Annotated in this window: 19 protein-coding genes; 9 read left to right on the plus strand and 10 right to left on the minus strand. The window is 66.5% G+C overall.

Going from position 1 to position 23,584, the window contains the following annotated elements; all coding sequences use genetic code 11:
* The first annotated feature begins 27 nt into the window (after positions 1-27).
* The 6 genes from MJ602_RS02385 to MJ602_RS02410 are packed head-to-tail and all read left to right on the plus strand — an operon-like array spanning position 28 to position 6,921.
* Complete coding sequence (locus MJ602_RS02385; RefSeq protein WP_243019243.1) at positions 28-2,652, plus strand: NosR/NirI family protein; 2,625 nt, start codon at positions 28-30, stop codon at positions 2,650-2,652.
* Positions 2,649-3,926, plus strand: a complete 1,278-nt coding sequence (locus tag MJ602_RS02390) for a nitrous oxide reductase family maturation protein NosD (protein ID WP_243019244.1) — start codon at positions 2,649-2,651, stop codon at positions 3,924-3,926. The genes MJ602_RS02385 and MJ602_RS02390 overlap by 4 nt, the downstream gene beginning before the upstream one ends.
* Positions 3,901-4,845 (plus strand): ABC transporter ATP-binding protein, encoded by a 945-nt coding sequence (locus MJ602_RS02395; RefSeq protein ID WP_243019245.1) that lies wholly within the window; start codon positions 3,901-3,903, stop codon positions 4,843-4,845. Before MJ602_RS02390 ends, MJ602_RS02395 begins: the two co-directional genes overlap by 26 nt.
* Positions 4,846-4,855: 10 nt before the next feature.
* A complete protein-coding gene (locus MJ602_RS02400; protein WP_162017688.1) occupies positions 4,856-5,671 on the plus strand; it encodes an ABC transporter permease in 816 nt (271 codons plus the stop codon).
* On the plus strand, positions 5,668-6,225 hold the full coding sequence (locus MJ602_RS02405; protein WP_243019246.1) for a nitrous oxide reductase accessory protein NosL: 558 nt from the start codon (positions 5,668-5,670) through the stop codon (positions 6,223-6,225). The genes MJ602_RS02400 and MJ602_RS02405 overlap by 4 nt, the downstream gene beginning before the upstream one ends.
* Positions 6,226-6,246: 21 nt before the next feature.
* Entirely contained in the window at positions 6,247-6,921 is a 675-nt protein-coding gene (locus MJ602_RS02410; RefSeq protein ID WP_243019247.1) for a nitrous oxide reductase accessory protein NosL, read from the plus strand.
* A 27-nt stretch (positions 6,922-6,948) separates the two neighbouring features.
* Here MJ602_RS02410 and MJ602_RS02415 read toward each other — a convergent pair whose 3' ends face one another.
* The 5 genes from MJ602_RS02415 to MJ602_RS02435 form a co-directional block, all read right to left on the minus strand.
* Positions 6,949-7,251: a hypothetical protein gene (locus tag MJ602_RS02415; RefSeq protein WP_243019248.1), complete on the minus strand. Its 303-nt coding sequence runs from the start codon at positions 7,249-7,251 to the stop codon at positions 6,949-6,951.
* On the minus strand, positions 7,248-8,744 hold the full coding sequence (gene creD / locus MJ602_RS02420; protein WP_279235675.1) for a cell envelope integrity protein CreD: 1,497 nt from the start codon (positions 8,742-8,744) through the stop codon (positions 7,248-7,250). The genes MJ602_RS02415 and creD overlap by 4 nt, the downstream gene beginning before the upstream one ends.
* Before the next feature lie 313 nt (positions 8,745-9,057).
* Positions 9,058-10,503 carry a two-component system sensor histidine kinase CreC gene (gene creC / locus MJ602_RS02425; protein WP_243019249.1) on the minus strand — a complete coding sequence of 482 codons (1,446 nt, stop codon included), beginning with the start codon at positions 10,501-10,503 and terminating at the stop codon, positions 9,058-9,060.
* A 58-nt stretch (positions 10,504-10,561) separates the two neighbouring features.
* On the minus strand, positions 10,562-11,263 hold the full coding sequence (locus tag MJ602_RS02430; protein ID WP_243019250.1) for a winged helix-turn-helix domain-containing protein: 702 nt from the start codon (positions 11,261-11,263) through the stop codon (positions 10,562-10,564).
* A gap of 25 nt (positions 11,264-11,288) precedes the next feature.
* The gene (locus tag MJ602_RS02435; RefSeq protein WP_243019251.1) at positions 11,289-11,924 is read right to left on the minus strand and encodes a MarC family protein; all 636 of its coding nucleotides are present in this window, start codon (positions 11,922-11,924) and stop codon (positions 11,289-11,291) included.
* 171 nt (positions 11,925-12,095) lie between these two features.
* Between MJ602_RS02435 and MJ602_RS16710 the strand changes: the two genes are divergently transcribed.
* The gene (locus MJ602_RS16710; RefSeq protein ID WP_341474717.1) at positions 12,096-13,739 is read left to right on the plus strand and encodes a methyl-accepting chemotaxis protein; all 1,644 of its coding nucleotides are present in this window, start codon (positions 12,096-12,098) and stop codon (positions 13,737-13,739) included.
* A 27-nt stretch (positions 13,740-13,766) separates the two neighbouring features.
* Here the strand turns inward: MJ602_RS16710 and MJ602_RS02450 are convergent, their stop codons facing one another.
* From MJ602_RS02450 to hemB, 5 genes are all read right to left on the minus strand, one after another.
* On the minus strand, positions 13,767-15,410 hold the full coding sequence (locus MJ602_RS02450) for a methyl-accepting chemotaxis protein (RefSeq protein ID WP_243019252.1): 1,644 nt from the start codon (positions 15,408-15,410) through the stop codon (positions 13,767-13,769).
* A complete protein-coding gene (locus MJ602_RS02455; RefSeq protein ID WP_243019253.1) occupies positions 15,407-17,668 on the minus strand; it encodes a putative bifunctional diguanylate cyclase/phosphodiesterase in 2,262 nt (753 codons plus the stop codon). Before MJ602_RS02455 ends, MJ602_RS02450 begins: the two co-directional genes overlap by 4 nt.
* A gap of 293 nt (positions 17,669-17,961) precedes the next feature.
* Complete coding sequence (locus tag MJ602_RS02460) at positions 17,962-18,585, minus strand: ANTAR domain-containing response regulator (protein WP_243019254.1); 624 nt, start codon at positions 18,583-18,585, stop codon at positions 17,962-17,964.
* Complete coding sequence (locus tag MJ602_RS02465; protein WP_243019255.1) at positions 18,575-20,476, minus strand: PAS domain S-box protein; 1,902 nt, start codon at positions 20,474-20,476, stop codon at positions 18,575-18,577. Before MJ602_RS02465 ends, MJ602_RS02460 begins: the two co-directional genes overlap by 11 nt.
* Before the next feature lie 58 nt (positions 20,477-20,534).
* Positions 20,535-21,545, minus strand: coding sequence for a porphobilinogen synthase (hemB, locus tag MJ602_RS02470; protein WP_243019256.1), 1,011 nt, complete (start codon positions 21,543-21,545; stop codon positions 20,535-20,537).
* Positions 21,546-21,770: 225 nt separating this feature from the next.
* On the opposite strand from hemB, the gene MJ602_RS02475 reads away from it, so the two are divergent.
* Together MJ602_RS02475 and MJ602_RS02480 are read left to right on the plus strand one after the other, a co-directional pair.
* A complete protein-coding gene (locus MJ602_RS02475) occupies positions 21,771-22,199 on the plus strand; it encodes a CopD family protein (RefSeq protein WP_162017674.1) in 429 nt (142 codons plus the stop codon).
* Positions 22,200-22,485: 286 nt separating this feature from the next.
* Complete coding sequence (locus MJ602_RS02480) at positions 22,486-23,583, plus strand: VanZ family protein (RefSeq protein WP_243019279.1); 1,098 nt, start codon at positions 22,486-22,488, stop codon at positions 23,581-23,583.
* Position 23,584 lies beyond the last annotated feature (1 nt).

The following is a 23,584-nucleotide window of genomic DNA, read 5'->3' on the forward strand; positions in this document are numbered from 1 at the left end:
GCGGCGCCTCCTTGATAGGAAAGTGTGATGTTTCTGCTCGGTCATCGGTTCGCGATCCTCGGGGTCGCTTTTTTTCTGGCGCTGTCGCTTTTTGCTCCGCAAGTCCATGCGGGCGCTTACGAGGCCGAGCTACCGGAGGGTGCCAACACGGCGCCTGATATGTGTGCATTGCTGCCCTGCGCCGAGGTGTTTCCGGGCGCAGGGCATTTTTCGCAGCGCAAGGGGCAGCCACCGTATGTGGAGGCCTATGACAATGATTCGGCCCAGAAGAAGTTGCTGGGCTATGTGATGCTCTCGACCGACATCACCGACACGCCCGCCTACTCGGGCAAGCCGGTGGTCACATTGATCGGGATGGACACCCAGGGGCGCTTCGTGGGCGTCAAGGTGCTCAAGCATTCCGAGCCCATTTTGTTGCTCGGCATCCCGGAGTCGGCGCTGGTGAATTTCAACAACCAGTACCTGGGCAAGTCCGTCACCGACAAGCTGGAGGTCGGTCCCTCGCGCCCCGAGGAAGAAGTGATCGGTGTGGACGCCATCTCCGGCGCCACCGTGACCGTGATCGCGCAAAACCAGGTGATGATGCTTTCGGGCTCCGCCGTGGCACGCCAGACCGGCATCATCGCGCCCACGGTGCGTGATCCCGCGCGTTTTGCGACCAATGGCCAGCGTTACGACTGGGCGCAGCTCGTCGAAATGGGCGCGGTGCAGCGATTGCTCGTCAAGCCCGAACAGGTGGGGCTGGAGCGCAACCCCGAACCGTTCATCGAACTGTGGTTTGGCGATCTCAACCACCCCGATGTGGGTCGCAGCCTGCTGGGCAACCACGGCTTCGATAACCTGCGCTCGCGCCTCAAGCCGGAGGAAAGCGCGTTCTTCATCGTCCGCACGGGAGGGGCCGAGTCCTTCAAGGGCTCGGGCTTTGTGCGCGGCGGTATCTACGACCGCGTGCAGGTCAAGCAGGGCGCGGATTCGTTCACCTTCCGCGATCTGGATTCCTACAACCTCTATGGTCTGGAGGCCGCAGGTGCGCCGCGCTACACCGAGTCGGCCATCTTCGTGATCCGCTCCCAGTCGTTCTCGGCGGCCTACCCCTGGAAGCTGGCCTTCCTGGGTAACCGCGTGGACCGTGCCACCGGGCATCGCAGCTTTGCCGTCTTTGAATCCAAGTACTGGTTGCCCGCTGCCATGCTGGAGGGCGGACGGCCCAAGGTGGACGAGCCGGATGCGCCTTGGGTGCGCGTGTGGAAGTCCCAGGCGGTCTCGATTGCCCTGTTCGCGCTGGTCCTTGTGGCAGTCACGGTGGTGTATGCCTACCGCGAGAAGCTCACGCGACTGTCCACCCACAAGAACAAGTGGCCGGTCAACGGCTTCAAGTACAGCTTCTGGGCCATCAGCATGGCCTGGGTGGGCTTTGGCCTGATGGCGCAGCCCTCCATCACGCAGGTGCTGACCTGGTTCCATTCGATCCTGTTCCAGTGGACCTGGTCCTTGTTCCTGTCCGATCCGTTCATCTTCCTGTTCTGGATCTTCATCATCGTCACCGTGTTCCTGGTTGGGCGCGGCCTGTTCTGCGGCTGGATGTGCCCGTTTGGTTCGCTGCAGGAATCCATTTACAAGATCGCGCGTCTGGTGGGCCTGGGGCGCTTCCAGACCAAGCTGCCGCAAAAGTGGCACGACCGTCTCAAGTGGCTCAAGTACGCTGTCTTCTTTGTCTTGCTCGCGGTGTCGATGTTCTCCATGGGCATGGCCGAGAAGCTGGCCGAGGTGGAGCCGTTCAAGACCACCTTCCTGGTCGGTGTGATGAACCGCGCATGGCCCTACGGCCTGTTCGTGGCGGCCATCCTGGGTGTGTCGATCTTCATCGAGCGGCCGTACTGCAAGTACATCTGCCCGCTGGGCGCGTCGCTGGCCATGCCCAGTACCTTCCGCTGGTTCGGCCTCAAGCGCAAGCAGGACTGCAATAGCTGCAAGGCCTGTGCCGTGGGCTGCGGCGCGCAGGCCATCGATGCCGATGGCCGCATCGACCACCGCGAGTGCCTGCACTGCCTGGACTGCATGGTGCTGTACACCGATGTGAAGGGTTGCCCGCCCCTGGCCAAGGAGCGCAAGCGCCGCGAGAAAGACGGTCTGGAGATCACTCCCATCGGGGCCAACGGCTATTTCATCCCGATCCATCCGGACACCAGCTTTGAGGCGCAGATCAGCGCCAAGGCCGCGAATGGCCCCGACCCACGCATGCCTACCGAACCTGTGGCACCCTTCCACAAGGCGGGTGAATCCCGCCTCAGGTGGATCATGCTGGAGGTACGCGATCACCTCTGGCCCTGGAGCACGGAAGGCTGGCACAGCCAGCGCGCGCTGCAGGTGGCGGGCTTCTCGCTGGCGGTGGCTGCCACTGTGGCCTGGGTCATGGCGGCCCTGGGGCATTTGTCCTCGGGCGCCATCATCGGCTGGTGGTTCGGCTGGAGCGTCTATGAAGTGCTGATCCGGTTGTCAGGTCGCCGCTATGTGAAGGACGGTGTCTGGTGGCGCGGCAACTACCGTGCGGCCAGCGTGATGGACATGATGAGCTACGTCGGATTCAAGAATCTGCTGATCGGTGCAGCACTGTTCCTGGCGCTCAAGACGCTGGGTCTGCTGATCCTATGACAGGTGTCCTACTGCGCACGGCCTGTGCCGTGCTGCTGGGCTGGTGGGGTGCGGGCATCGCTTGGGCGGCCACCGTATCGGTGCAACCGGGCCAGGACCTCGCGGCTGCCGTCAAGGCCGCCGCGCCGGGCGACGTGATCGAGGTGGCGCGGGGCATGTACCACGTCAACCTGCTGATCGACAAGCCACTCACGCTGCGCGGCATTGACCGGCCCACCCTCAGCGGGGGCAACCAGGGCGACACCATCCGGGTCACGGCACCCGACGTGGTGATTGAGGGCCTGATCGTTCGCGATTCCGGCGACAGCCTGAAAGACCAGAACGCGGGCATCTATCTCTACCCCGGCGCCCACCGGGCGGTGGTGCGGCGTTGCGATCTGACCTACAACCTGTTCGGCCTGTGGATCGAAAAGGCCGATGACGTGCTGATCGAAGAGAACCTCATCACGGGCAAGCGGGAGTACGCATCGTCCCAGCGCGGCAACGGCATCCAGCTCTACAACACCAAAGGTGCGCGCATTTACCGCAACAACATCAGCTTCGTGCGCGATGCCTTGTATGTGGACGTGTCGCACCATGCCGTCTTCAAGGGCAACAAGCTGCACCGCAGCCGCTATGGCACGCACTACATGAACTCCTACTACAACCTGTGGGAGGACAACGATACTTTCTACAACCGCGGTGGCCTGGCCCTCATGGAAGTGCGTGAGCAGGTGGTGCGCAACAACCGCGCTTGGGGCAACTCCGACCACGGGATCATGCTGCGCACCCTCCAGGATGCGGTGATTGAGAACAACATCGTGGCCGGCAACAACCGGGGCTTCTTCATCTACGACGTGGAGTACATCAAGCTCAACGGCAACCTGGTGGTGGACAACGTGGTGGGCGTGCACCTGTCGGCGGGTTCCACGCGCAATGAGGTCGAGGGTAATGACTTCATCGGTAACCGCGAGCAGGTGCGCTATGTGGGCTCGCGGGACGAGCGCTGGGGCGTGAAAGGCGGCAACCACTGGAGCAACTACCTGGGCTGGGACCGTGACGGCGACAGCCGGGGCGATGTGCCCTATGAGGCCAACGACATGGTGGACCGTCTCACCTGGAAGCACCCGAGCATGAAGCTGCTGCTGGCCAGCCCAGCGGTGCAGGCGCTGCGCCTGGTGGGCCAGCAGTTTCCCGTGCTGCGTGTGCCCTCGGTCGTGGACCCCAAACCCCGCATGCAACCAACCCACCAACAATGGAGCGAATGGCGTGGCAAGCATTTCCCCAGCCAGTGACACTGCAGCGCAGGACGCCGCAGTTGCACTGCGTGGCGTGAGCAAACATTACGGCGCACTGCACGCCGTCGATGGCGTGGACCTCGACATCCCGCGTGGCGAGATTTTTGGCCTCATCGGCCACAACGGTGCAGGCAAGAGCACGCTGTTCAAGATGATGCTGGGCCTCGTCCCCGCCACGCAGGGCAGCATCATTGTGGGTGGTGCCCAGGTGGGTGGGCGCGACTTTCGCGCAGCCCGACGCCACCTGGGCTACCTGCCCGAGAACGTGGTGCTGTACGACAACCTCAGCGGCCTGGAGACGCTGCGCTTTTTCGCGCGCCTCAAACATGCGCCCCAGACGCAATGCCAGGCCGTGCTCGAGCGCGTGGGCCTGCAGCATGCAGGGCAGCGGCCCGTGCGTGAATACTCCAAGGGCATGCGCCAGCGCCTGGGTTTTGCCCAGGCCCTGCTGGGCCAGCCGCGCGTGTTGTTCCTGGACGAGCCCACCAACGGCCTGGATCCCCAGGCCATCCGCGACTTCTACGCCACGCTGCGCGGCCTGCAGGCCGATGGCGTGACGGTCATCATCACCTCACACATCCTGGCCGAACTGCAGGAGCGTGTGGACCGCCTGGCCATCATGGCCGCGGGCAAGGTTCAGGCCGTGGGCAGCGTGCAGGCGCTGCGCGAGCAGACCCAGATGCCGCTGTGCTTCACCATCGACCTGGCGCCACAGGACGCCACCGAGGCCTGCCGCCTGCTGGCGCAGGCCACGGGGATCACGCCCGAAGTGCTGCCCACCGGCCTGCGCCTGCGCTGCCCGCGCACGCACAAGATGGCGGTGCTGGCGGCCCTGGCGCCACTGGGTGCGCGCGTGCAGGACCTGAAGATGCTCGAACCCTCGCTCGAAGATGTGTTCTTCGGCTTTGCAGACTGAAAGACGGCCCATGGAACTGACGCAGATCTTCACCATTGCCGCCAAGGAATTCCGCGACCGCATGCGCAACCGCTGGGTGCTGGCGGTGGCGCTGGTGTTCACCGTGTTCTCGCTCGTCATCGCCTATTTCGGCGGCGCGCAGCAGGGCGCCGTGGGCTTTCGCTCCATCGAATTCACCATCGCCAGCCTGGTCAGCCTGGTCATTTACCTGATTCCACTGATCGCGCTGCTGCTGGGCTTTGACGCCATCGTGGGCGAGCGCGAGCGCGGTTCGCTCGACCTGCTGCTGTCCCTGCCCATCACCCGCCTGGAGCTGCTGCTGGGCAAATACCTGGGCCTGGCGGCGGCGCTGGCGCTGTCCACCCTGGCGGGCTTCGGCATGGTGGCGGTGCTGCTGTCCCGGCAGATGAGCTGGGCCTCGATGTACCACTACTTCGGCTTCATGCTCAGCTCGGTGCTGCTGGGCCTGGCCTTTCTGAGTCTGGCGGTGCTGCTGTCGGTGCTCGCGCGCGACCGCACGCGTGCCTCGGGCCTGGCCATCGCCACCTGGTTCTTCTTTGTGCTGGTGTTCGACCTGTTGCTGCTGGGCGTGCTGGTGGGCAGCGGCGGGCGCTTTGGCGGCGAATCCTTTGCGCTGCTGCTGCTGCTCAACCCGGCGGATGTGTTCCGCATCCTGAATGTGTTTTCGCTGGAAGACGTGCGCACGCTGTACGGACTGGCCACCGTGGTGCCCCCCGCCATGGGCAGCCCCCTGAAGATGGGCGGCGCCATGCTGGTCTGGATTGCAGTGCCACTGGCTCTGGCGCATTGGAGGTTCAAGCCATGACATACCACTGTTCCTGCCGCCGCCGCCTGCTGGGCTGGGCGGCCATTTCCGCTGCATCCGCCATCGCCCCGCTGGGCTTGTTGTCCGGCTGCAGCGAGCAGGCCGCGCAGCAGCGCTCGCTGGCGCCGGTCGAGGTCGATCGCTCCACCAGTTGCGAACTCGACGGCATGCTGCTGGCCGACTACCCCGGCCCCAAGGCGCAGATCCATTTCGCGGGCCAGGACAAGCCCAGCTTCTTCTGCGACACGGTGGAACTGTTCAGCACCCTGCTGGCGGGCGAGCAGGTGCGTGCCGTGCAGGCCGTGTACGTGCAGGACATGGGCAAGGCCGACTGGAACCAGCCGCAAGGCCACTGGATCGACGCCAAGACTGCCTTCTACGTGCTGGGCAGCAAGCGCCACGGCTCCATGGGGCCGACCATCGGCAGCTTTGCGCAAGAGGCCGACGCCACCAAGTTCGCCGCCGAGCATGGCGGCAAGGTGCTGCGCTTTGGCGACATCAAGGCCGACATGGTGGACCTGAGCGGCGGCGCGCTGCACGACACCCGGATGTAGGACTTCCCCGCCATTCCCACCATGCCCGCTCGCATCGCCAGCCCTGCCTTGTCTGCCAGCACGCTCCGTGTGGTGGCGGGCGTCGCTGTGCTGGCGCTGCTGCTGGGCTGGGGCGGTTGGCAGGTGGGCGTGTGGCAGGGGCTGGGCGGTGGCAATCCCGAAGCGGCGCTGGAGCCCGATGTCTGCATCGTCGCGCCGCCCACGCCGTATGACCGCGCCTCGGGCCTGCCCATGCACGCCGCGCGGCCGGTGCCTGCCGATGTGCGCTGCCCGGTCTGCGGCATGTTCCCCGCGCGCGCGCCCGACTGGGCGGCACAGGTCATCTTCGACAACGGCGACGCACAGTTTTTTGACTCGCCGCTCTCGCTCTTCATGTACCTGCAGGACGTGGAGCGCTACAGCCCAGGGCGCAGCGCCGCCCAGATCATTGCGCGCTACGTCACCGACGTGCCCAGCCGCCAGTGGGTGGACGCTGGCAGCGCCTGGTTTGTGCACGGCTCCACGGCCAAAGGCCCCATGCGCGCGGGCAACCTGCCGGCCTTTGCCACGCGCGAAGATGCCCAGGCCTTCGCCCAGCGCCGGGGCGGCAGCGTGCTGCCCTTTGGCGCCATCGACGCCGCCCTCATTGCGCCGCTGGCCGGGCAGGGCGGTCACTACCATGCAGCCCACGGAACGGCGCAAACGCTATCAAAATAATAGCTATTTGCGCTTGCATGGTGGGCGCTAGAGCCCTGTTTCATATAAATCTTGGCGCAGCGGCAAGCAGGCCGCCATGTGCCACACCAGCAGCCGCAAGGCCTGGCGCAAGGCCGGGGGCGTCTTGGCTGCATAGGCGCTGCGCAGCACCTCCTGCTGCGTGGCGCGCAGCGCGCAGCGGTCGCGCGTTTGCAGGGCTGCGAGCATGCGTTCCTGGTAGCGCTGCACGCGCAGCGCTTCCTGGGGGCTGAGGCGGGTGGGCGCGGCGGGGGCCGCCGCCAGGTGCTGCGCCCAGGCCGTTGCCGCCATGGCAGGGGCGTGGGTGTTCATGCGGCCTCCGTGCGGGCGGTGGGGCGTTCGGTGGGCCGGGTGGCCGTCAGCCCGTACCAGTTGACGCGGCGTGTCAGCACCATCACCGTGGCCAGCGCCGCAAACAAGGCCACCGCTCCCACAGCCAGGGCGGTTTGCTCCAGTTGCAGCAGCACGTACAGCATGCCGTACAGCACCCCAATGCCCGCACCGAACGGCAGGCCCCGGCGCACACTCCCCAGCATGTGCGTGGCGTAGTAGCCCAGCAGCAGCACGCAGGCCATGGCCGCAATGCCATAGGCCGCGCCAAAGGGCAGGTGCTCCGACAGACTCACCAGCAGCAGGAAGAAACTGCACAGCGCGCTGCCCACCAGCAGGTATTGCACGGGGTGCACGCGCAGGGTTTTCATCGCCGGGCCGCCCCAAGATGAAAACGCGGCCGCCTCGGGGGGCAGCGACCCGCGCAGCGGCGCAGCGTGGGGGCCATTTCCCATCAGTTCGAACAGGCCCACGGCCACAAAGGTCAGCGCGATGAACAGCACGCCGTACTTGGTCGCCCGGTCTGACAGCGAATACGGGTTCACCGGGTCGATGAAGGCGACGCTGAAGCTGTCCACGCAGCCGTGTGGCTGGTTCGCTGCGCCTGCGTAGGCCAGGTTGTCTTCCCCTGGGGTACTGGTACACACGGGCTTGGACTCGGCAATGTCCTGCGCTGCCGTGGTGGCCAGAGAGGACAGGCGCCACTGCGCCTCAAAACCGTCGGCGCGCACCGTGCGCTCGGTGGGCAGAAAGCGCCCCGAGAACGAGGGGTGTGGCCAGGGGCTTTGCATCTGTACCTCGGTGCGCCCGCCCAGCGGCACGATGGAGACCTGCTGCGTGCCCACCAGTTCCAGGTTCAGTGTGGCCTGCAGGCCTTCGGCCCCGCCGCGTACCGATTCGGGCAGACTGGCGTGCAGCCCGCGTGCATAGGTGGGGTGGAAGGTGCCCGGTTTGAGCGCCAACTCCTGGGCATTGACCTCCAACTGCGCGGTGCGAATGCCGCGCGCATCGGCCACGGCCAGCATCAGAATGGGCGCGCCGCATTGCATGCGCGAGCCCTGGATGCTGGACTGCGGTTGCAGTGCCGTCAGCGGCCCCCACTGCGCCTGGATGCGCGTCTGCAGGCTGAAGGCGTTGACCTTGTGCACGCCCCGGGCGCGCTCCTGCATCGCGGCGTCGGTGTTCAGGCGCAGTGTCTCCGGCATGGCCGTGAGCCGGAACTCGCGGCGCTGCTCCACCATGCGCCGCTCGTCGCCCTTGCCGGTTTCCACGTCCCAGCTCTCCACGCAGGCGCTGTGGATCACCGGGCCGATCAGCGTCTGCGCGCCCGCCAGGCTGTCGGCCACGCTCTGCTCGGTCAGGTGACGGTAGTGCTGCCGGTCGCGCACCACGGCTTCGATCATGCCCAGGCCGATGACGAGTACCAGCACGATGGCCGCCAGCGCGGCCAGTTTGCCAAACCAGATGTTCTTCAAGATGTCCTCCACGGTGAAAAGTGCAGGGCAGTCTCCCGCTGCACCGTGTGGGCTGCATGAAGTTTGTGAGGCGGGTGTGAAGTGCCCTGCGTTCACTTCAGTCATCCATTCCGCGAACGCAGCACCAGCGACCTATGACACTGGCGTGCCCCGAGCCCGGGCTCCCGCGCAAGGTCCGACCCGACGCGCCGGGAGCGTCCCCTCTCCCCCGACCCCTCCCCCGCAAGGGGGCAGGGGAGGTGTGACCCCTCTCCCCTGGTGGGAGAGGGCAGGGGGAGAGGGGGCGCCGAAGGCGACAAGGGGGTGCTTCGCTTCAGCGGCTGAAGTCGAGCGTCACGCGCAGGCCGGGCTGGGTATTGGCAATGTGCATGCGCCCGCCGTGCAGCGCCATCACGCGCCGCACAATGGCCAGGCCCAGGCCCGAGCCGCTGCGCTCGCCACCGGGCCGCGCGGTGGTGAAGAAGCGCTCTCCCAGCCGGGGCAGGGCAAAGTCGGGCACGCCGGGGCCTGCGTCCTGCACGGCCACGCGGGCGCCGTCCAGTTCCACGCGCACGGTGCTGCCGGGCGGGGCAAAGTCCATGGCGTTGTCCAGCAGGTTGGTCAGCGCGAGGGTCACCAGTTCGGCCTCCCAGGGGCCGCTGTCGCCCTCGCCCTGCAGCACCAGGGCCATGCCGCGCTGCGCCGCGCGTGCCTGGCTGTGCGCCAGGGCGGCCTGGGCACAGTCGCGCAGCGCCACGGGGCCGGGGCTGTCGGCGTGGTGGCGCTGGTCGAGCTTGCTCAGCTCCAGCAGCCGGTCGATCAGGCGCTGCAGGCGTTCGCTCTGCTGCACCACTTGCGTGGCAAACACGCTGCGGTCGGCGGCGGGCAGCTCGTCCTGCAGCAGCTCGCCCGCGCCGCGGATCGCGGCCACCGGGCTTTTCAGTTCGTGCGTGAGCGCGCGCACATAGGCCTGCACGTAGTCGTGCCCCTCCAGCCGTTCGCGCATGCGGTCCATGGCGCGGGCCAGGTCGCCCAGTTCGCCCGGTACGGCGGGCACGGCCAGGGGCTGTGGGGCGGCGCTGGCCGCTTCGCCCAGCGCCGGGCCCTGCACGCTCAGGGCGTAGTCGCGCAGGCGGCGCACGTTCCACACCATCCACAGCGTCACGCCCACGCCGACGGCGGCCGACAGCAGCAACAGCAGCACGCCGCCCATCAGCACCTTGTGCTCGGCGCGGTCGATGAAGCGCTGCACCGCGCGCACGGGCTTGGCCACGGTCAGCACGCCAATGGTGCGGCCCTGCGCCACCACGGGTGCGGCCACATGCATCACGCCGCTACCGTCGTCCTGCGGCACCTCGCGTGTCATGCGGGCGCCGTACTCGCCACGCAGCGTGCGCGCCACGTCACGCCACTGCGAAAAGTCCTGCCCTTCGGCCTCGTGCCGCGAATCGAACACCACCTTGCCCTTGGCGTCGGTCACATAGACGCGGTAGTCCAGCGACTGCTTGGTGAAGCCCCAGATCGGCGCCTGCACCGGGTGCTGGGCATAGCGCTCCACCTGGCGCGCAAAGGCGCTGCGTGCGCCCCCCTGCGGCAGGTGCCCGGCGGCCAGGTCCTCGCTGGCCAGTTCGGCCAGCAGGTAGGCGGTGTCCACCATCATGTCCTCCATCACCTCGCGCACGCTGGGCTTGATCTCGGCGGTGAACACCCGCAGCACAAAAAAGGCCGCAATGCCGTTGATGAGAAAGAACGCGAACAGCAGGCGGATACCGAGGCGCATGGTTCAAAAAGGATAGCTGCTTGCGCCCGCCAGATAAGCGCTGGAGGCCAATTTGGCTTCAAACATCCAGGCAGTACCCCATGCCCCGGTGCGTGCGGATGTAGTCGCGCGTGGGGTCGAGTTCGCGCAGTTTGGCGCGCAGGGTTTTGATGTGGGTGTCCACGGTGCGGTCCTGGCTGTCGCTGTCGTCGCCCCAGGCGGCGGCGAGCAGGGCTTCGCGGGTGTGGATGCGCCCGGCGCCCGCCAGCAGGTGGGCCAGCAGCAGGTATTCGCGCCGCGTCAGTGCCAGCGCCTGACCGTGCAGCAGGATGCGTTGGCCGGCCTCGTCGTGCTCCAGTCCCTGGCCCGTGGGGGCGCTGTGGGTGGTGCGCGGCAACTGACTGCGGCGCAGCAAGGCCTTGGCGCGGGCGGCCAGTTCGCGTGGGCTGAAGGGTTTGGGCAGGTAGTCGTCGGCGCCCAGTTCCAGGCCCAGCACGCGGTCGATTTCCTCGCCCTGGGCGCTGAGCATGAGCACGGGCGTGGCGGTGGCCGTGCGCAGGCCCGCCGGCGCGTGGCGCAGTTCGCGCAGCAGGTCCAGACCGCTGCCGTCGGGCAGGCCGACGTCGAGCACCAGCAGGTCAAAGGCCTGCAATTGCAGTTGGCGCCGCGCGTCCTGCAGCAGCAGGCTGTGCAACACCTGCAGGCCCTCGCGCTCCAGGCAGTAGGCCACGGTGCGGGCGATGGCGGGGTCGTCTTCGAGCAGCAGCAGGCGGTGTGCCATGGCAGGGTGGTTTGGCGCCAGCCTTTCAGCCGGGGTGGAGTACAGGGAACAGCTTGCCCAGGCCCTCGGCCATGACTTCCACCGCCAGGGCTGCGAGGATCAGGCCCATGAGCCGGGTCATGACGTTGATGCCGGTCTTGCCCAGCACACGCGCAATCGGCTCGGCGAGCGAAAAGCACACCGCCGTGGCGGCGGCAATCACCACGCCGTAGCCCACCAGTGCGGCGTGCTGCCAGAAGGTCTGTGCGCGGTCGGCGTAGATCACCACGGTGGACATGGTGGCCGGGCCGGTGAGCAGCGGAATGGTCAGTGGCACCACCGCAATGCTGGAGCCCGTGGCGGCCTTCTCGGCGCCTTCCTCCAGGTCGTGCGTGTTGGCCTTGGCCTCGGCGGGCTGGGCGTTGAGCATGTTCATGGCGCTGATGAGCAGCAGCATGCCGCCGCCCACCTGAAAGCTCTGCAGCGAGATGCTGAAGAAGTCCAGGATTTGCAGGCCCAGCAAGGCGCAGGCGGCGATCACGCAGAACGCGCTGAACGAGGCCGTGCGGATGGTGCGCTGGCGCTGCTCCTGTGAGAACCCCTGCGTGTAGTGGATGAAGAACGGCACGATCGCCAGCGGGTTGACGATGGCCAGCAAGGTGATCAAAGGTTTGAGATCCATCGGTGGGGGCTTTCGGGTGCGTGGGGTTCGATGCTAGCGGCAAACCGGTACGGGCAGGTGGCCTGCGGGAGGCGTTGCGGGAGCTTCACACAAATAACTTGTCTTTGAAATAAAACGGCGTTACAACGTCCTCCTGCAACTCAACGCCCTGTACCCGCGAGGAGGTGTTCCGTGAATCTGAGCGACATGAAGATTTCGGCAAGGCTGATTCTGGGTTTTGCCATCATGGGTTTCCTGATCATGGCCCTGGGGGCCGTGGCACTGTGGCGCAGCAGTGCCATCCAGGATGACTTTCGCACCGTGACCGACCAGCGCATTCCGCGCGTGGCCATGCTCAACGAGGTCAAGGGTCAGCTCAACCAGATTGCCATCGGCATGCGCAACATCGCGCTGGTGGAAGACGCTGCGGAGCAAAAGCGCCAACAAGGCGCGATTCTGGCCTCGCGCCAGAAGATCGGTGAGCTGCTGGGGCGGCTCAAGAGCGAGATCACCACCGCGCGCGGCAAGGAACTGCTCTCCGCCATCGAGGCGCAGCGCGCACGCTACACCGAAGCGCAGAACCGCTACATGGCCCTGATCGGCGAAGGCAACCCGGCGGGTGCGCGCACCTTCCTGATGACCGAAGTGCGTCCGGTGCTGGACGCCTATTTCAGCAGCATAGACACCCTCGTTGTCTTCCAGACGGAGTTGCTGGACGGCTCGGTCAAGGGCGCACAGGCACAGGTGCTCGCCATCCAGAACGCCGTATGGATCAGCATCGTGCTGGCGCTGGTGGTGGCAGGGGTCTTGGCCAGTTGGATCATCCGGGCCATCACCGTGCCCCTGCAACGTGCGGTGGACGTGGCGCGTGCGGTGGCCGCTGGTGACCTGGGCGTGCAGATTCAGGCCCAGGGCCGCAACGAGACGGCTCAGTTGCTGCTTGCCCTGCAGCAGATGTTGCAGAGCCTGCGCACCGTGGTTTCGCAGGTGCGCTCGGGCTCGGAGGGCGTGGCCTCGGCCAGCAGCCAGATCGCCCAGGCCAACAACGACCTGAGCGCACGCACCGAGCAACAGGCCAGCGCCTTGCAGCAAACGGCAGCGTCCATGGAGCAGCTCAACTCCACCGTGCGCCAGAACGCCGACAATGCGCGCCAAGCCAACCAGTTGGCCATGTCCGCCACCACGGTGGCCGTGCGCGGGGGCTCCGTCGTCGGGCAGGTGGTGCACACGATGAAGGGCATCAACGAAAGCTCCCAGCGCATTGCCGACATCATCCAGGTGATCGACGGCATTGCCTTCCAGACCAACATCCTGGCGCTGAACGCCGCCGTGGAAGCCGCCCGCGCAGGCGAACAGGGCCGGGGCTTTGCCGTGGTGGCCAGCGAGGTGCGTGCCCTGGCGGGGCGCTCGGCCACCGCGGCCAAGGAGATCAAGCAGCTCATTGGCACCAGCGTGGAGCGCGTGGAAGCGGGCACCGCGCTGGTGGACCAGGCCGGCGCCACCATGCAGGAGGTGGTGGCGGCCGTGCGCCGGGTGACCGACCTCATGGGGGAGATCAGCGCAGCCAGCACCGAGCAGAGCCAGGGCGTCAGCCAGGTGGGGGAGGCCGTGGTGCAAATGGACCAGGTCACGCAGCAGAATGCGGCGCTGGTCGAGGAGATGGCCGCTGCCGCCACCAGCCTCAAGGGCCAGGCGCTGGAGCTGGTGCAGTCCGTGGAGGTATTCCGTCTGGGGCAAGAGCAGCACAGCGCTCCCGTCCCAGAGGCAGTGCAGCAGGCGGGCAGCCGCCTGCCTGCGCAGGGGCTGCACGTTCCCTTGCAGCGCCTGCCTGCGTAGCCCTTGTGCGGCCCGCTTGGGTAGCGATCAGGCCGCCAGCGCGGGCCGATGCGAGGGGGCGCGCAGCGCGGGCAGGGGCTGCGGCGCAGCAGGTTCAGGACTCAGGCGCTGCGGCTCAGTGTGCGCGGCCCCGGCCAGCCTGAAGACGGTCAACGCCTGGACCTGGGCGGCAGTCTGGTCTTGCAGGCTGCGCGCCGCGGCGGTCAGTTCTTCGACCAGGGCCGCATTCTGCTGCGTGGTTTGATCCAGGTGCTGCACCGCTTCGCCGATCTGGCCCATGCCGGTGCTTTGCTCTGCCGCGGCTGCGCTGATGTCGCTGACCAGTGCGGTCACACGCCCGATGGCCTGCACTGCCTGCTCCATGGTGGTTCCGGCCTGGTTCACCAGCTCGGTGCCCTGGGCCACGCGTTCCACACTGGCGCCAATGAGTTGTTTGATCTCGTGCGCGGCGTCGGCCGAGCGCTTGGCCAGGGCGCGCACCTCGCTGGCCACCACGGCAAAGCCCCGGCCCTGTTCGCCTGCGCGGGCGGCTTCCACGGCGGCGTTCAGCGCCAGGATGTTGGTCTGAAAAGCAATGCCGTTGATGACGCCAATGATGTCCCCGATGCGGCCGGACGAGGCATGGATTCCCTGCATGGTGGCCACCACCCGGTCCATCATCTCGCCCCCACGCTCGGCCACACCGCTGGCATCCAGTGCGAGCTTGCGCGCCTCCTGGGCGTGGGCCGTGTTTTGCTGGACTGTGGCGTTGAGCTGCTCCATGGCGGCGGCAGTCTGCTCCAGGGCACTGGCCTGCTGTTCGGTGCGGCTGGCCAGGTCGTGGCTGCCGCTGGAGATCTGGTCTGCAGCACTGGCCACGCTCTCGCAACCCTGGTGGATGGTGCGCACCGTGTCGGACAGCTGCTGCTGCATTTGGGTCATGGCATGCAGAACCTGGGCCGTTTCGTCGCGTCCCTGTACGACCACCGGGTGGCTGAGATCGCCCTGGGCCACGGTTTGCGCTGCACTGATGGCTTGCCCCAGGGACTGCGAAATGCCTCGCACCAGAGACAGCGCAAACCATGCCGCCAACAGCAAGCCGCCGACGATGGCGCCCAGTGCCAGATTGCGCACCAGCGTGTAGCGTTCCACGGCGTTCGCATAGGCCTGCTGGCCCGCCTGGGCTTGCCATTGCACCAGCGCTTCGATGCCTGCCCCTACGGGCTCATACAGTGGCCGCACCTTTTGCACCACCAGGGACTGTGCCAGGGTCACATCGCCCGCACGCAGTGCTGCCACCGTGGGCAGCAGGCCCTCCTGGACAAAGCGTGTGCGGTGGGTGAGGAAATCCTTGGCCAGGCGCGTTTCGTCTTCGGCGTGGGGGCGCGATTCATAGGACTTCCATATCGATGTGATGGAAGCGATGTTTGTCTCGACCATGGCCGTATTGGTGCGAATGGTCGCCTCGTCCGGCGTGACCAGAGAGACCGCCAACAAAAGACGTTGCTGGATGAGCAGGGCCTGTATCTTGCCGATTTCGGCCGTGGCGGCCATGCGCTCGGCATGCAGCGTTTGCAGCGCCTGGTTGGCCTGGGCAATGCCCCAGAGACCCAGAGCGCCGACGAAAACGGTCAGCAAGGACAGCAACAGGGCCAGAACGCCGACCCGGGTGGAGATTTTGAAGCGGCTCATGGTTGGTCTCTCGTGGCAAGGGAAATGCTGGCGTGGAGCCAGTTGTCAAATTCGGCCAGGGGCAGGGGCCGGGAAAACAGGTAGCCCTGAAAGCAGGGGCATTGCTGTGTGCGAAGCGCCTGGTGCTGGGCGAAGGTCTCCACGCCCTCGGCGACCACCTGCAGGCCCAGGTCGCGTGCCAGGCCCATGATGGTGCTCACGATGGGGGCACTGCCACCGTGCGATGCGATGTCGCGCACAAAGCTGCCGTCGATCTTGAGCACCTGCAGCGGCAACTGCCGCAGCACGGACAGCGAAGAAAAGCCGGTGCCGAAGTCGTCCAGTGCAAAGCGGATTCCATGGGAACGCAGCAGCTCCATCTTGGTGGTGGTGTCGTCCAGATCTTCCATCGCCAGGCTTTCCGTCAGCTCCAGTACCAGGCGTGAAGGATTGGCACCGGTCTCCTGGAGGGCCTGCACTACCTGCATGGCGAAATCGGGCTGGCGGAATTGGCGCGCACTCACGTTCACTGCCAGCTCCAGTCGCTCCGTGTGACGCTCAGCTTCCCAGACCTTGAGTTGCATGCAGGCCTGTCGCAACACCCAGTGGCCGATGGGGACGATCAAGCCGCTTGATTCCGCCAGGGGAATAAAGCGTGAGGGCGGTATCAGCCCTTGCTGTGGGTGCTTCCAGCGCAGCAGCACTTCGGCGCCCAGCGGGTGACCTTGGGCATCCACCTGGGGCTGGAAGTGCAGGGAAAACTCAGCGTTCTGCAGCCCCTGGTGCAGGGCGGCGGTCAGCGCGGTGCTCTCCTCCAGCCGGGCTTGCATGGCCGGGTCAAAGGCGCACGCCTGGTTGCGCCCTTCACTCTTGGCCTGGTACATGGCCAGATCGGCGCGCTTGAGCAGCTCCTTGATGGTCGCGTTGCCCGGGCGGAACATGCACACACCGATACTGGTGCTGCCGTGGAGCGTGTGTCCCGCCATCTGGCACGGGGCCGCCAGGGCCGAAAGAATCTGCTGCGCCAGGGCATGGGCACAGGCCAGTGCGTGGCTGTAGTCGGTATCCAGCGCACCGGTCAACACCACAAACTCATCACCCCCAATGCGCGCGACGAAATGCGGCGGTTGAACGACCGCCTGGAGGCGCTGGGTGGTCTCGCGCAGGAGCTCGTCGCCCACCTCGTGCCCCAGCGTGTCGTTGATGGTCTTGAAGTGATCCAGATCCAGCAGCAGCAAGGCCCGGTGTGCCAAAGGCGCGGTGCGTGTCTGCAGTGCGTCTTCGATGCGCTCGCGCAGCAGCCGCCGGTTGGGCAGGTCGGTCAGCACGTCGTAGTAGGCGAGTCGGTGGATGGCGCGTTCGTTGTCGGCCAGGCGGTACTGAAGCGTTTGAAGTTCGTTCAGCAGCGTGCTGACCTCGTCGCGTCCGGGAACGGCAATGGCCGAATCGAGCCTGCCCTGGGCCATGCGGTGGAACACGGCAATCACGGCTCTGAGCGGATGTGTGATGGAGCGTATCTGCCACAGCCCCAGCAAGCCCAGTGCGAGCATGGCCGTGGGCAGCGCGATCAGGGCCAGGGTGCGCGTGTTCTGGTAGCGCAGCATGCCGGTCTCGTAGGCGGCCAGGGCACTGTCAAACTGCAGGTCGATCAGCGCTTGAATGTCTTCATTGGCGCGCTCGTAGTACTGGCGTGCGCTGGCCGCGCGTTCCAGGGTTTGCGCGGCGTCCAGGTTGCGCAGCGCGGCCAGTGCGGGCGCCATGGCGAGTTGTAGGTAGTCGGCGCGCTTGCGGGCAAAGCGCTCGGCCAGTCCTTGCTCGGCACTGTTCGGTGCGATGCGTTCCACATAGGCGTGCCACAGCGTGTCGATGGTTTGCACATTGCGCTCGATGGCGCTGGCCGCATTGTGTGCGGTGGCGGCATCCAGTTGCGCGGCGCTGCGGCCTGTGGACGGATGGCCGGAAAGCGGCAAACGTGCCAGCGCCATCTGCAGTTGGTGCTGATTGGCGAGCATGTGCTGGGCGATCTGCGACAGCATGCGCACCGGCTTCATGCGCTCCTGGTACACGCGGTGCAGGCTTTCGGCCGACTCGCCCAGGCCGCGCACGCCCCAGGCGGTCAGCGCAACGGCGACCGCAGCGGCCAGCGCCATCATGGCGGCCAGGCGCGTGCCTATGCGCCAGCGGTGGATCTGGGGTGCCAGGCTGCGGTGCCACAGCCCATCCAGCCAGGCCGCCCCTGCCTGGGCAGGGACGTCTGCGGTACTGCGCTGGGTCAGCATCGGCAGGACCATTCCATGCGAGGCGACGCCGCAGCGCATTCACAGGCAACGCTGTGTGCGCGTGGGAGGGCTGGGTTGTGGCGTTGGATGGGACAGAACATGCGAGCGCAACCTGGTTGGGTGCTGCCGTTCGCGGACCACGGCAGCGGTTGCGAGGCATGTTCGGGGCCTCAGGGCGGCGGCGCAGCAAGGGCCAGGGCAGCGCCGCGAGTACATATGCTTACACCGGGCGTATTAACCGGCAATCCGTGTAAACGCGCAAGCCCCCGTGTCGCCCATACGACTGAGCTGGATCAAACGCCCTCATCTTTGCTGCCGTGCAACACGCATTCGCTGGTCTGGATGACCTCTTGGGCCAGCACCGCCAGTTTGCGGCGTTGGGAGCGGGCGGCGGCGCGCAGCATGTCGAACGCTGCCTGGCGCGTCAGGCGGTACTGAACCATGGTGATGCCGATGGCGACGTTGATGTCGCGGTCGTTGTGCAGTGCGGTTTGCAACTGGTCACGGTTCAGGCGCAATTGGGCCTGCTCGCGTGCGCGCTGCAGGGCGGCCTCCAGCGTGGGGCGGATGCTGGCGGTGTCCAGCGGCTTGACCAGATAGCCCAGCGCCCCCAGGTTGGCCGCACGTTGCACCGTGGCCTCATCGCTGTAGGCGCTGAGCATGACGAAGGGGATGTGGTCCAGTTCGCACAGCCGCTGCGCCAGGCTCAGGCCGTCGGCGCCGGGCAGGCGCACGTCGAGCAGGGCCAGGTCGGGGCGCAGCCCGCTGGTGAGCATTTCCTGGGCTTCTTCTGCGGATTCGGCGCAACTGACGCGGTAGCCGACGTCTTGCAGGCCCCGGGACAGCGTTGCCAGGATCAATCGGTCGTCGTCCACCAGCAGCAAGTGGGCGGGGTTCGCGGCGGATTCAGAGGTCATGGAGGATGCTTTCGGCATGGATCACGGGAGGGGACAGGACAAGGTGGACCACAGCGCGGTCAGCGGCCTGGCTGCGGGAGATGCTGGCGCCCGAGCGCGGCAGCAGGGCCTGCACCAAGTCCAGCCCGCGTCCGGTGGCGGGCGTCGGAGGGTGTGGCGCGGGCCAGCGGCCGGGGTTGGAGAGCGTGATTTCCACATGCTCCTCGTCTTGCCCTTTGCGCAGGCGGATGCGCACGTCCTGGTGTGCCTGGCCGCCGTGTTTGACGGCGTTGACGATCAGCTCGTTGAGCACCAGGGCCACGGGAACGGCCTCCTGGTTGGATAACCGGCAGGGTCGCCAGGGCGATGGAATGTCCACGTGGATGGGCGTGTTCCAGTTGTGCGCAACGCCTTCGGCCACAGTGCGTGTGAGTTCGCACAGTCGCACCTCTTCGGAGGTGCGGCTTGCCTGCAATCCGTGAATGGCGGCAATGCTGTGGATTTGATCGACCATCTGGTTGATGGGGCCGTGCAGTGCCGGGTGTTGGTGGTCCAGCGCACGCAGCATGCCGATGATGCCCTGCAGGTTGTTCTTGATGCGGTGGTGCACTTCGCGCACCAGGGTGTCGCGCTGGGCGCGCTCTTGTTCCCTTCGGCGTTGTTCCAGCTCTTGCAGGTCCGTGATGTCGCTCATGCTGATGACAAAGTGGCTCACGTGGCCGTTCGGGTCGGCTACCGGGGTCACGGTGACCCAGGCCGGGAAGCTCTCTCCGGACTTGCGTGCAATGCGCGTGCGCCGTTGCACATTGCGCCGGGGGGTGAAGGCCGAGGCCAGATCGGCGGGTTTGGCTTCATGCCCTGCGGCGCACAAAAAATGGGGTGTACGGCCCAGCACCTCAGACAGCTCGTAGCCGGTCAGGTGCAAGAGGGCCTGGTTGGCTTGCAGGATCAGCCCATCGCGGTTGGTGATGAGCATGCCCTCCTGGCATTCAAAGGCGGTGGCGGCAATGCGCAGGCCCGTGGTTTGCAATGCGCGCTCGGCCATGTAGGCGCCCAGCGACAGGCCTGCCGTGCCGAGAATCATCATGTACGACCAGTAGCCAAAGCCATGGGTGGTGGCCAGATCGGAGGCAAAAAAGCCCGTGCCCTGGTAGGTGCCCCACAGTGCCTGCAATCCGACCAGGCTCACCAGCCCCATGGTGGGTAGCAGTCCCAGCCGCGCACCTGCCCAGCTCACGAACAGGAACATCCAGTAGGCGTTGGCGATGGCGGCAATGCGTTCGTTCTGAGGGTTGCCGAAGATCAGTACCCCAGCGATTCCTGCACCCAGCCAGACGGCAAGGCCTTCCTTGACTCGCCGCAGTGGTTGGGGTGACTTCAGGGCACGTCGGTAGCCCAGTACCAAGGGGCTGAACAGCAGCATGCCCAGGGATGCGCCCATCCACCACTCCATGGCATGCAGCAAGCCGTGCCGCAGGGACACCTCGCCTGTCAACAGCAGCATGCCGCTGGCGACGAGCGCGCCCACACCGGCCCCCAGGCCACAGGCGCCCAGCAGCACGTGGCGCACCACGTGGAAATTGGGGTGGTCGCGGTCAAAGCTGCTGCGGCGTTGCAGGTAGTGGCTGGCCACGCCTGCCGCGACCAGGCTGCCCATGGCTTCGGCCAGCGCCGCCCAGGGCGACAGTCCCGCCAAGGCAGCATCCAACAGGGCGCCGACCCACAGTCCCGGTGCCAGTCTGGCGCTGCCCCAGATCCAGAGCGCCAGGGCCAGGCCTGGCCCTGGGTGCAGCAAATGGGTGTCGCTCTGCCCGTGGAGCGGTGTGTCCATCGCCTGCACCACCGCCATGTACAGCAGTGCGGTCGCTGCCAATGCAGCGAGCGAGGGGCGAGCAGTTGCGGGGTGGGTCATGGCGCCCAGGGAATTTGGCTCAAAATGGCCTTGGCGCTCATGAGTAAAGCGCCAACAGCTATTGTTTTTGTAGCAACCGAGCGGCTTCGCGTGCGAAGTAGGTCAGTACCCCATCGGCGCCTGCGCGCTTGAAGGCCAGCAGGCTCTCCAGCATCACCGCGTCGTGGTCCAGCCAGCCGTTCTGCGCGGCGGCCTTGAGCATGGCGTATTCGCCCGACACCTGGTAGGCGAAGGTGGGCACGCGGAACTCGTCCTTCACGCGGCGCACGATGTCGAGGTAGGGCATGCCGGGCTTGACCATGACCATGTCGGCGCCCTCGGCGATGTCCATCGCCACCTCGCGCAGCGCCTCGTCGCTGTTGCCGGGGTCCATCTGATAGACCTTCTTGTTGCTCTTGCCCAGGTTGGCGGCCGAGCCCACGGCGTCGCGGAACGGGCCGTAAAAGGCGCTGGCGTACTTGGCGCTGTAGGCCATGATGCGCGTGTGCACATGGCCATGGGCCTCCAGCGCATCGCGGATGGCGCCAATGCGGCCATCCATCATGTCGCTGGGTGCGACGATGTCCACACCGGCGTCGGCCTGGGTCAGCGCCTGGCCGACCAGCACTTCCACCGTGGCGTCATTGAGGATGTAGCCGGTGTCGTCCAGCAGGCCGTCCTGGCCGTGGCTGGTGAAGGGGTCGAGGGCCACGTCGGTCATCACGCCCAGGTCGGGGAACTCCTTCTTCAGGGCGCGCACCACGCGCGGCACCAGGCCGTCGGGGTTCAGCGCTTCCTTGCCGTCGGGCGTCTTGAGGCTGGCGTCAATCACGGGGAAAAGCGCCATCACCGGGATGCCGAGCTTCACGCAGTCTTCGGCGACGGGCAGCAGCAGGTCCAGGCTCAGGCGTTCCACGCCAGGCATGGAGGCCACGGCCTCGCGGCGGTTGGCGCCGTCGAGCACGAACACCGGGTAGATCAGGTCGTTGACCGTGACGGCATGCTCGCGCACGAGGTTGCGGGTGAAGGTGTCGCGGCGCAGGCGGCGCGGGCGGCTGGCGGGGAAGGGGGTGGGGCTGGAGAGGTGCATGGGGAAAATTGTGCCTGATTGCACACCGCATGGGATTGCATTCCCCCGGCTTGGGTTGAACCGCGCTGTCCGTGGTGCTAGATTTACATCGGGCAGCGCTGCTGCCCCCCGCTTTTTCCTCCCTGAGCGGGGCCTGGTGGCTTTTTCGGCCCTGGGCTTTACTGGCCCGGCAGCCACCCTGTCGGGCCTTTTTTTCGGTGGGCCCAGCGCGCTTACACTCGCGCGATGCTCTGGGTCAAATCCTTCCACATCGTGTTCGTGGCCAGTTGGTTTGCGGGCCTGTTCTACCTTCCACGCATCTTTGTGAACCTGGCCATGGTGACGCCAGGTTCGGTGGCCGAGCGTGAGCGCCTGCTGCTCATGGCGCGCAAGCTGCTGCGCTTCACCCACATGCTGGCGGTGCCTGCCGTAGGGCTGGGCCTGTGGCTCTGGGCGGGTTATGGCATCGGCTGGGGGCCGGGTCAGGGCTGGATGCACGCCAAGCTGTTGGTGGTGTTGCTGGTGCTGGCCTACCACGGCTACTGCGCCGTGCTGTTGCGCCAGTTCGAGCGCGACGCCAACCAGCGCAGCCACCGCTGGTACCGCTGGTTCAACGAGGCGCCGGTGCTGATGCTGGTGGCCGTGGTCGTGCTGGTGGTGGTCAAGCCGTTTTAGAACGTGTTCATGGTCTTTTCATGGTGCCCGCAAGGCAGCAAAAAGCCGCAATCGAGGCGCGTGCCGCAGTCCATGCTGGTGGCCTGGACAAGGCGCGCAACGCTGAGTGCGGCTTTTTGCTGCCTTGCCCGAAGGGTTGCCCCACAAAAGGGGCATCTGCGGCGTTGCAAATGCTCGCCGGGCCACCAGCCCGGCTGCGCTTTGCGCCTGGCATCTGCCCCTTTTGTGGGGCAACGGGCACCATGAAAAGACCATGAACACGTTCTTAGAGGAGCGGCGGGTGCCCATGCACAAGACCTCGGCCTGGCCCCTGGCGTTGGTGTATGCGGCGCTGATCTTCTTCGCCAGCCTGTTTCCGTTCAACGGCTGGCGCGCGCAAGGGATCGAGCCTGCGGTCTTCTTTTTGGCGCCGCTGCCCCCGCCGTATTGGACGGGGTTCGACGTCGGCACCAACGTGGTGGGGTATGCCCCCCTGGGTTTTCTGCTGGCCCTGGCCTTGCTGCGCACGGGGCGGGGGCGCTGGGCGGTGCCTCTGGCGCTGCTGGCGGGCGCACTGCTGTCGCTGGTGCTGGAGTTCTTGCAGATCTACCTGCCCCAGCGCGTGCCGTCCAATCTCGACTGGTTGCTCAACACCGGCGGAACGCTGGCGGGTGCGTTGCTGGCGCTGTTGCTGGAGCGCCTGGGCGCCATCGCGCGCTGGAACCGGTTTCGCACGCGCTGGTTCCTGCCCGATGCGCGGGGGGCGCTGGTGTTGCTGGCCCTGTGGCCCTGGGCGTTGCTGTTTCCGGCGGCCGAGCCCTTCGGTCTGGGCCAGGTGTTCGAGCGCCTGCAGGGTGCGCTGGCCCAGGCGCTGGAGGGGACGCCCTTTCTGGAGTGGCTGCCCCTGCGTGAGGAACCGCTGCTGCCCCTGTCGCCCTGGGCGGAGCTGTGGTGTGTGGCGCTGGGCCTGTGGGTTCCGTGCCTGCTGGCCTGCAGTGCCACGGCACCGGGCTGGCGGCGTGCGGTGCTGGCGCTTTCCGCTGTTCCGGTGGGGTTGGGCGTCTCTGCGTTGTCGGTGGCCTTGAGTTTCGGTCCTGCGCATGCGTGGGATTGGCTCAGTCCCCCTGTAGCAGTGGGGGTGGTGTTGGGGGCCGGCTTGGCGTTGCCCGCTTTGTTTCTGCCGCCGCGGGCCTGCGCCATGCTGTTGCTCGTGGCCTTGCCCGTGCAGCTGGCATTGCTCAACGATGCGCCCGCCAGCGCGTATTTCGCGCAGACCCTGCAGGTGTGGGAGCAGGGGCGGTTCATCCGGTTCTACGGTCTGGGCCAGTGGCTGGGCTGGCTCTGGCCCTATGCCACGCTGGTCTATGTGCTGTTGCGCGCCTCGCGGCGCGGCGGTGCTTCCTAGA

Source organism: Simplicispira sedimenti, from assembly GCF_022760965.1.
GTDB classification, from domain to species: domain Bacteria; phylum Pseudomonadota; class Gammaproteobacteria; order Burkholderiales; family Burkholderiaceae_C; genus Simplicispira; species Simplicispira sedimenti.